Consider the following 6,098-nt stretch of genomic DNA (forward strand, 5'->3'; position numbering starts at 1 on the left):
GTAGATGAATTTGGTGTTGTACTAAAGAAATATCCCTTTTTGAGGGGATGATACGCGCGGATGGGGATGTTTATTGGTTCATTATTAGATTTTTGTTAGATTCAGCTAGATTAAAATTAGATTGACATGGGTCATGAATAGATTTAAATAGATTACATATGGTTTATAAATTAGATTTATATTAGATTGATTTATAGGTTTAAATAGGTTATTATTGGATTTTATTCGCTTATAAGTAAATTATCATTAGGTTAGTAGTAGATTAAAATTAGATTGGTGTTAGATATGGGTGTTTCTGTAAAGGACTTCATCAGCGCACAGGAAGAAAACGGACGGCGTTCCAAATTGGAGCCGTTCAAATCCGACATCCTGCTGCTCAAACAAAAAGGTTTTTCTCAAAAACAGATTCAGCAATTTTTGAAAGAAAACGGCCTCGAAGTTGGACTGACGACGATCAACTGGTTTGTCAAAACACGCTTACGAACGGAGCAAAGCAACCAGCCGGAAAACAGCAAAACCGAAGCTCAAAAACCGTCTTCATCTCTAAATCATTTGAAAGAAAATGAATGTCAAAAGACAGAAAACCCGGATCAGCCCTCCTCCGGGAAATCAGGCGAAGACAAATTCGATTGACAGAATCAGATCAATCCTAAGGAGTACATATAAAAAAAGCCGTCTGAATTTTCAGACGGCTTTCGAGATAAAATACCGCGTTCAGCGTTCGTAATGGTATCGGCAGGCATAAACCGTTACCGTATCTTCTTCTACCGAGTAAACCAAACGGTGTTCCCGATCAATCCTTCGTGACCACAGTCCCGATTTCTGATGACGCAGCGGTTCAGGTTTACCGATTCCCTTCGGATGGTTGGCTTTAATATCTTCCAAAAGCAACTTGATCCGTTCAACCTTCCTGGCATCGTGCTTTTTCCAATAAGCCAAATCTTCGGCGGCATTGGCGGTAAAACGCTGCTTCATCACAGATCAACCTCGACAAATTTTCCCTGTTCTGCCTGAGCCAGCGAGTGTTCCAAATGTGCAGCATTGGCAGGATTTCCGAACAGGTACAGCGTCTCCATAATAGAGCCGTACTCTTCTTCAGACATCAAGACACAGTTCCCTCCGTTCCGGCGCGTAATATGTGTTACTACTTGGTCTTCGCACACTTTGGTCATAACCTTCGCCAAATCTTCACGGGCTGCGGTGTAGCTGATTACATAGTCCATTTTTTGTATCTCCATTAAGCAACACAATTAATTGTACAGTAAACCTGTACATATTTCTAGCTATTTATCCACAAAACCTGTACATATCCCCTCCTCAAAAACACCCCATATCCGCCCAAACGCCAATATCCATCTACATAGATCATAAATTGCACAAAAAACAATCAGGCGGCCGCCTGTAATATTTTTTGATAGTGGTCTGTGATCGTGGTCTTTGTATAAAGGTCGTCCTATGTGGACAAAGTTCTCTGTACTCAAAAGCCAATGTTCTTTGATCAATATGTACAAACACAGTATTTTCAATTACTTATTTCAAACAAAAAAGGGGATTTTTATCATCTGATTCGGGTAAAAATAGAAATATGAGACGGAAAGACAGGTGAGCATATCCCAATCGGCGCCGCATAACAGGCAAAACCGCCTTTCAGACGACCTTTCCGGCTTCAAAGGGCGCAAAAAAAGCTGCCGGCGCAGCGTTTGGGCGTGGCGGTGCCAACAGCCTGATGATTACTGTTTTTTCCTAAAGAGGTTTTTGAGGTTTTTGAGATTTTGGCGATCGAGATTGTCGGGATTCCTCTGCCCGCCTGTATCAGGGGGCGGATGGGAGGATTGTTTGATTTGCGCCTCGTATTCCGCCTTAGCTTTGCGCGTGGCCGCTTCGGACGTCGGCGGCGCAGGGATGTTGGGGGAATGGTCGGAGGCATAGAAGCCTGCCCAGCCGTTCAGAATCGATTTCTGCATCACGGCATTGAGGTCGTAGTTTTTGTTTTTGAGGTCTTTAAGCTGGTTGAGCAGGATTTTTTTCTGCTTGATATTGAGGGGCTTGCCTTTTTCGGCGCGCATTTTGAGGAATTCGTTCCAAAGGTCGAAATTAACCCACTTTTCAAGGCGGAAATTGTCGATGTCGAGATGGTAGCGGCTGTGAAACTTCGGTAATGGCTCGCCTTTAACTAGATAGCAAAGCTCCAATAACCGCTCTTTGTTGAGCTGCCAGTGCATTCTGCCATGTACGCCTGCGCGTCGGCATTGGATTACGCCTTTGCCCGATAAAAACTTCCGCGCCTTCTCGTAGCCACGACGGGTTAAGCCCAACTCGTCGAGCAACTGGGCAGCGGTTTTATAAAACCACCCCCGACGCTGTGGCTCTTTATCGGCCACATCACTCTACCAAAACAACCCTGACAGCAGAGTCGCCGCCTGAATATTGGATCCGCACAAAAGCCCGAACTCGCGGTAAACCACGAAGTCCGTTGTAATATGATGGCGGATGTCGGCGGTGAGCATGATTATTCCGAATGTTCAGTCGAATAAATCAGGCCTCAGTTCTTTTTTCTTCACTTTGGAGTCGGTCAATTTCTCTATCTTGATGGCAACCTCGGGCGGAATTTTGTTTCTACCATGAATCCAACTATTCACTGTTGAGCGTTGAACACCTAACTTTCGAGCTAATGATGCCTGACTACCAATTAATTCGACCACTACTTGAAGAGCTTTCAGCATATATTTTCTCGGTAAAAAATTATCTTAAGTATATTTTTAATATACATATTAGTCAATTATTCAGATGCGACAACTATTTTGAGTCTATATAGAATCAAATTTTTAAATCAAGACTGTCCTATGAACTACGATTTGGCTAAATGGGTCACAAATGCAAGAAGGCAGGTGCGCTTGACGCAAGAAGAGTTGGCTGAGGAGATTGGATTCTCTGGCAAGGGTAGCGTTTCCGCTCTTGAAAAAGGAAGGAATAAGCCTACATTTGAGGTTATGGTAAAAATATCTGAGGTATGCAATTATCCACTACCTTACCAAAATCAAGTGATCAATAATAATGCAAATCATATACAAGTAGGAAGAAACAACTTTGGAGATGCCCCTTTTTCTTGCACACACAACGATAAGATAGATAGTCCTCTAATAAATCTTGAGAATGTCCCCCGGACCGGTTTTATAAAACCTTTTTTGGCTCGCGTCCCTGATAACGATTTACAAAGTGAAGGGATTTTCAAAAATGATATTCTAACTATTAACCCAAATATCATAGCCAAACATGGTGATTTTATAATGGTAGTCTCTGCACACAACCGAGGAATTGTTGCAAAACTTCTGTTGGATATAAAGAATCAGCATTTTTTAAAATACAATGATAACCAACCCGAAATCATGCCGTCAGATGCGAATATTATCGGCGTAGTTATTAATCTTAATAGAAACTTTTCCTAGCCAAACACAAGCCCTATTTTGAAGTTTACCAATCAACACCTAATCAGAAAAAACTACTAGTTAAACCAAAAAGGTCGTCTGAAAGTTCAGACGACCTTTTGTGTTTGAAATATATTTTTACTTGCTTGCATCAATTACCCTGATTCCGTATTGAGGGATATGTCCGTCAACAGTCATCAGTTCTAAGCCTTCCGCTTGAGTTTGGGCAATCATCATTCTGTCAAAGGGATCTCGGTGTATCGGAGGGAGTAATCCTGCTTGTTTAGCATGGAAGAAATCTATAGGCAGATTCTCAAAATCTTGTTGCTCTGTAATATCAAAAAATTCTTCAGGCAGTTTCAGCAGCCCTTTATTTAATTTGATGGAAATTTCCCAAATGCTTGCTGCACTGACAAAAATCAGATTATTGGGATTTCTGATTATTTTATGGGCATTTTCGCCTAATTTGTCATCATCCATCAGCCACCACAGTAAAACGTGTGTATCTAACAGAATCTTTCTCATAGCGAAGAAGCCTCAAATAAATCTGCGGTATCGTCATCACTTTCAAGGATTCTGGAAATATCGGTATTTTGGGAATTGCTGAATTTTTTCAGATCGCCTGCTTTCCGCTCTTGTTTGACAATACTGGTCAATTGAACGCAGGGTTTTCCTGCCTTGGCGATAATGACGGTTTCGCCTGCCTCAGCTTTTTGAATCAATTGGCTGAGATTGGTTTTTGCCTGATGTATATTTGCTTGGAACATGATTAAGACCTTAAACTTAGTTTAGTTAGCTAACTATATCCTATATTGAAATAAACAGCTACTATTTTCGCCAAAACAAAAAGTCGTCTGAAAATTCAGACGACTTTTTGTTTTTCACATTTCTAGGACACCAATTTCAATTCCCCAAAAAGGTCGTTTCAAGGTTCAGATGTCCTTTCTTTTTTTAAATGAAAATAAAAACATTAATAATCAATAAGTAAAAATTTCTTAGGAAAAATGTCAACTTGTAATAGATAAATATGTATATTTAAAATATACTAAACATAACAATTTGATCTTTAACAGTTTGGAACGAAGCAACCGCCCTTCGGAGTTATTTCGGCTTAAAAAGTCCGAAACAACAGGCGTAGAAAAGGCGTTTGAGCCTTTGGGTAAATCGGATAAACGGTTGCGGGCAGCATTCAACCTGCCAAAAAAATGCCGCACATCCGGGTAGCCTGATGAGAGGGTCCGGTAACAGGCGGCAAGTTGGACGTATTTTTAATCGGGACGTAATCCCGATGCAGCAGCGATAATCTGCGGACAAGCTGCAAACTACATATTGATTTTTCTTTTCCCCGCCGTGAGCGGGTATTTATCGGATAAATCCGGATAGGGCGTATGCCCAAATGTTCAGACGGCTCTACCCGTCTTTAAACATGTATCCAAATCCAAGCCCACTTCTTGCACAAGTGGGTTTCCGTTTGGGTTCATCCGAGTTTATTATTTCAGATAGTTTATTATTATAGTTCAAAGGTGAGGTTATGACAAATATGACAAAGGATGAAATTAAAACCCTGCAAATCAAAGCAGCAGAAATCAGTGATCATTTTGAAAAACGCTCGGCGGTTTATGTGCGCTCGGGACAGGAAATTTATGAAAGATATTGAAATATGTATCTTAATGAACTTGGCTGAGGATATTTGTGAGTTCTTGGAATTGCGAGCTGGTTCATACATTATCCCTCATCCAGAGTTTTATTTTCTACGTCATGATGATCCTGAAATCTGTTACGCTGAAGCAGATATTGCTAAGAAATATCAAGAACAATTTGGATTGTATTTAACGAAAGGTCAATTTGGATTAGAAGCAGGTTTTGATATTGCTGAGATAGCGAAGCAATTTAAGGAGCAGTTTTCGGGATTTATTCAGGAAAGATGAAAACGATGTCTTTTATTCTTAATTGGTTTTTTGATGATTATGGATTTCCTAGCGTTTGGGGATGGGTATTCCTTTTTATTAGTTTATTAATTTTTGCAGCTAACTACATTTATTTTATATGCAATTGGAAAGGTAGTGAACTTCCAAGATTTATAGCTTGCGTAGCATTCTTCCTGTATTTACTCCTATTTGGATTTGTTTCAAAAGTAAACCCATATAAATATATCCCCCTCAGTGGAACTGCTATTCAAAAAGAAAATATGCAAAGATGTACAGTTGGGAAAACCATTACACTTGGAAACATCGAGGATATTATGTTTGATTGCAAAAACATGATTTGAAAATGGAACTTAAGTCCATAACAAAATAAGTAAGGTTAATTTCAGGCCGTTAGAAGTTTCAGACGACCTTGGATTCGGATTTCAAGTGCAACACTATGGTACCAGTGGTTGGAACAGATTCAAGAATAAAACACTTGGCGTTTCGTAGCCAAGTGTTTTTCTTGGCCGGTGGTTCAATTCATCTTGAACCCTGCGTATCTCCCGATTACCGATGTTTCGGAAATCGGTTTGTTTGGGGAAATATTGTCGGATGAGTCCGTTGGTGTTCTCATTCAGCCCTTTTTCCCAAGAATGGTAGGGGCGGCAAAAATAAGTCTCCGCTTTCAATGCTTTGGCTATTTTGGTGTGTTGGTAAAATTCTTTGCCATTGTCCATGGTGATGGTGTGCACTCTGACTTTATGTA

The 6,098-nt window shown here is 40.4% G+C and carries 12 protein-coding genes; 5 read left to right on the plus strand and 7 right to left on the minus strand.

All coding sequences use genetic code 11. From position 1 onward, the window contains the following. Positions 1-345: 345 nt before the first annotated feature. Complete coding sequence (locus tag NSCA4_RS0110590) at positions 346-633, plus strand: hypothetical protein (protein ID WP_141565471.1); 288 nt, start codon at positions 346-348, stop codon at positions 631-633. Between the two features lie 81 nt (positions 634-714). Here the strand turns inward: NSCA4_RS0110590 and NSCA4_RS0110595 are convergent, their stop codons facing one another. The 4 genes from NSCA4_RS0110595 to NSCA4_RS0110610 form a co-directional block, all read right to left on the minus strand. Beyond that, on the minus strand, positions 715-975 hold the full coding sequence (locus tag NSCA4_RS0110595; RefSeq protein ID WP_016688097.1) for a Txe/YoeB family addiction module toxin: 261 nt from the start codon (positions 973-975) through the stop codon (positions 715-717). After that, positions 975-1,223, minus strand: a complete 249-nt coding sequence (locus NSCA4_RS0110600; RefSeq protein WP_255265311.1) for a type II toxin-antitoxin system Phd/YefM family antitoxin — start codon at positions 1,221-1,223, stop codon at positions 975-977. Before NSCA4_RS0110600 ends, NSCA4_RS0110595 begins: the two co-directional genes overlap by 1 nt. A gap of 507 nt (positions 1,224-1,730) precedes the next feature. Then, positions 1,731-2,381, minus strand: coding sequence for a phage replication initiator YdaU family protein (locus NSCA4_RS13150; RefSeq protein ID WP_255265312.1), 651 nt, complete (start codon positions 2,379-2,381; stop codon positions 1,731-1,733). A 141-nt stretch (positions 2,382-2,522) separates the two neighbouring features. Continuing rightward, positions 2,523-2,723, minus strand: a complete 201-nt coding sequence (locus tag NSCA4_RS0110610; RefSeq protein WP_016688100.1) for a transcriptional regulator — start codon at positions 2,721-2,723, stop codon at positions 2,523-2,525. A gap of 120 nt (positions 2,724-2,843) precedes the next feature. Here NSCA4_RS0110610 and NSCA4_RS0110615 point away from each other — a divergent pair, with 120 nt between their 5' ends. Then, on the plus strand, positions 2,844-3,446 hold the full coding sequence (locus NSCA4_RS0110615) for a LexA family transcriptional regulator (protein WP_016688101.1): 603 nt from the start codon (positions 2,844-2,846) through the stop codon (positions 3,444-3,446). A gap of 117 nt (positions 3,447-3,563) precedes the next feature. Here the strand turns inward: NSCA4_RS0110615 and NSCA4_RS0110620 are convergent, their stop codons facing one another. Further along, positions 3,564-3,950, minus strand: a complete 387-nt coding sequence (locus NSCA4_RS0110620) for a type II toxin-antitoxin system VapC family toxin (protein WP_016688102.1) — start codon at positions 3,948-3,950, stop codon at positions 3,564-3,566. After that, positions 3,947-4,192 carry a type II toxin-antitoxin system Phd/YefM family antitoxin gene (locus tag NSCA4_RS0110625; RefSeq protein ID WP_016688103.1) on the minus strand — a complete coding sequence of 82 codons (246 nt, stop codon included), beginning with the start codon at positions 4,190-4,192 and terminating at the stop codon, positions 3,947-3,949. Before NSCA4_RS0110625 ends, NSCA4_RS0110620 begins: the two co-directional genes overlap by 4 nt. 764 nt (positions 4,193-4,956) lie before the next feature. Here NSCA4_RS0110625 and NSCA4_RS16150 point away from each other — a divergent pair. From NSCA4_RS16150 to NSCA4_RS0110640, 3 genes are read left to right on the plus strand one after another with little or no spacing between them, the layout of a single operon-like run. Beyond that, complete coding sequence (locus NSCA4_RS16150) at positions 4,957-5,082, plus strand: hypothetical protein (protein ID WP_016688104.1); 126 nt, start codon at positions 4,957-4,959, stop codon at positions 5,080-5,082. Further along, positions 5,069-5,353: a hypothetical protein gene (locus NSCA4_RS0110635; protein WP_016688105.1), complete on the plus strand. Its 285-nt coding sequence runs from the start codon at positions 5,069-5,071 to the stop codon at positions 5,351-5,353. The genes NSCA4_RS16150 and NSCA4_RS0110635 overlap by 14 nt, the downstream gene beginning before the upstream one ends. Positions 5,354-5,358: 5 nt before the next feature. Next, the gene (locus NSCA4_RS0110640; protein ID WP_141565472.1) at positions 5,359-5,694 is read left to right on the plus strand and encodes a hypothetical protein; all 336 of its coding nucleotides are present in this window, start codon (positions 5,359-5,361) and stop codon (positions 5,692-5,694) included. Positions 5,695-5,787: 93 nt separating this feature from the next. Here NSCA4_RS0110640 and NSCA4_RS0110645 read toward each other — a convergent pair. Beyond that, on the minus strand, positions 5,788-6,098 hold a 311-nt coding region (locus NSCA4_RS0110645; protein ID WP_016688107.1), incomplete at its 5' end, for an IS30 family transposase.

This window comes from Neisseria sicca 4320 (assembly GCF_000193735.1).
Classification (GTDB): domain Bacteria; phylum Pseudomonadota; class Gammaproteobacteria; order Burkholderiales; family Neisseriaceae; genus Neisseria; species Neisseria sicca_E.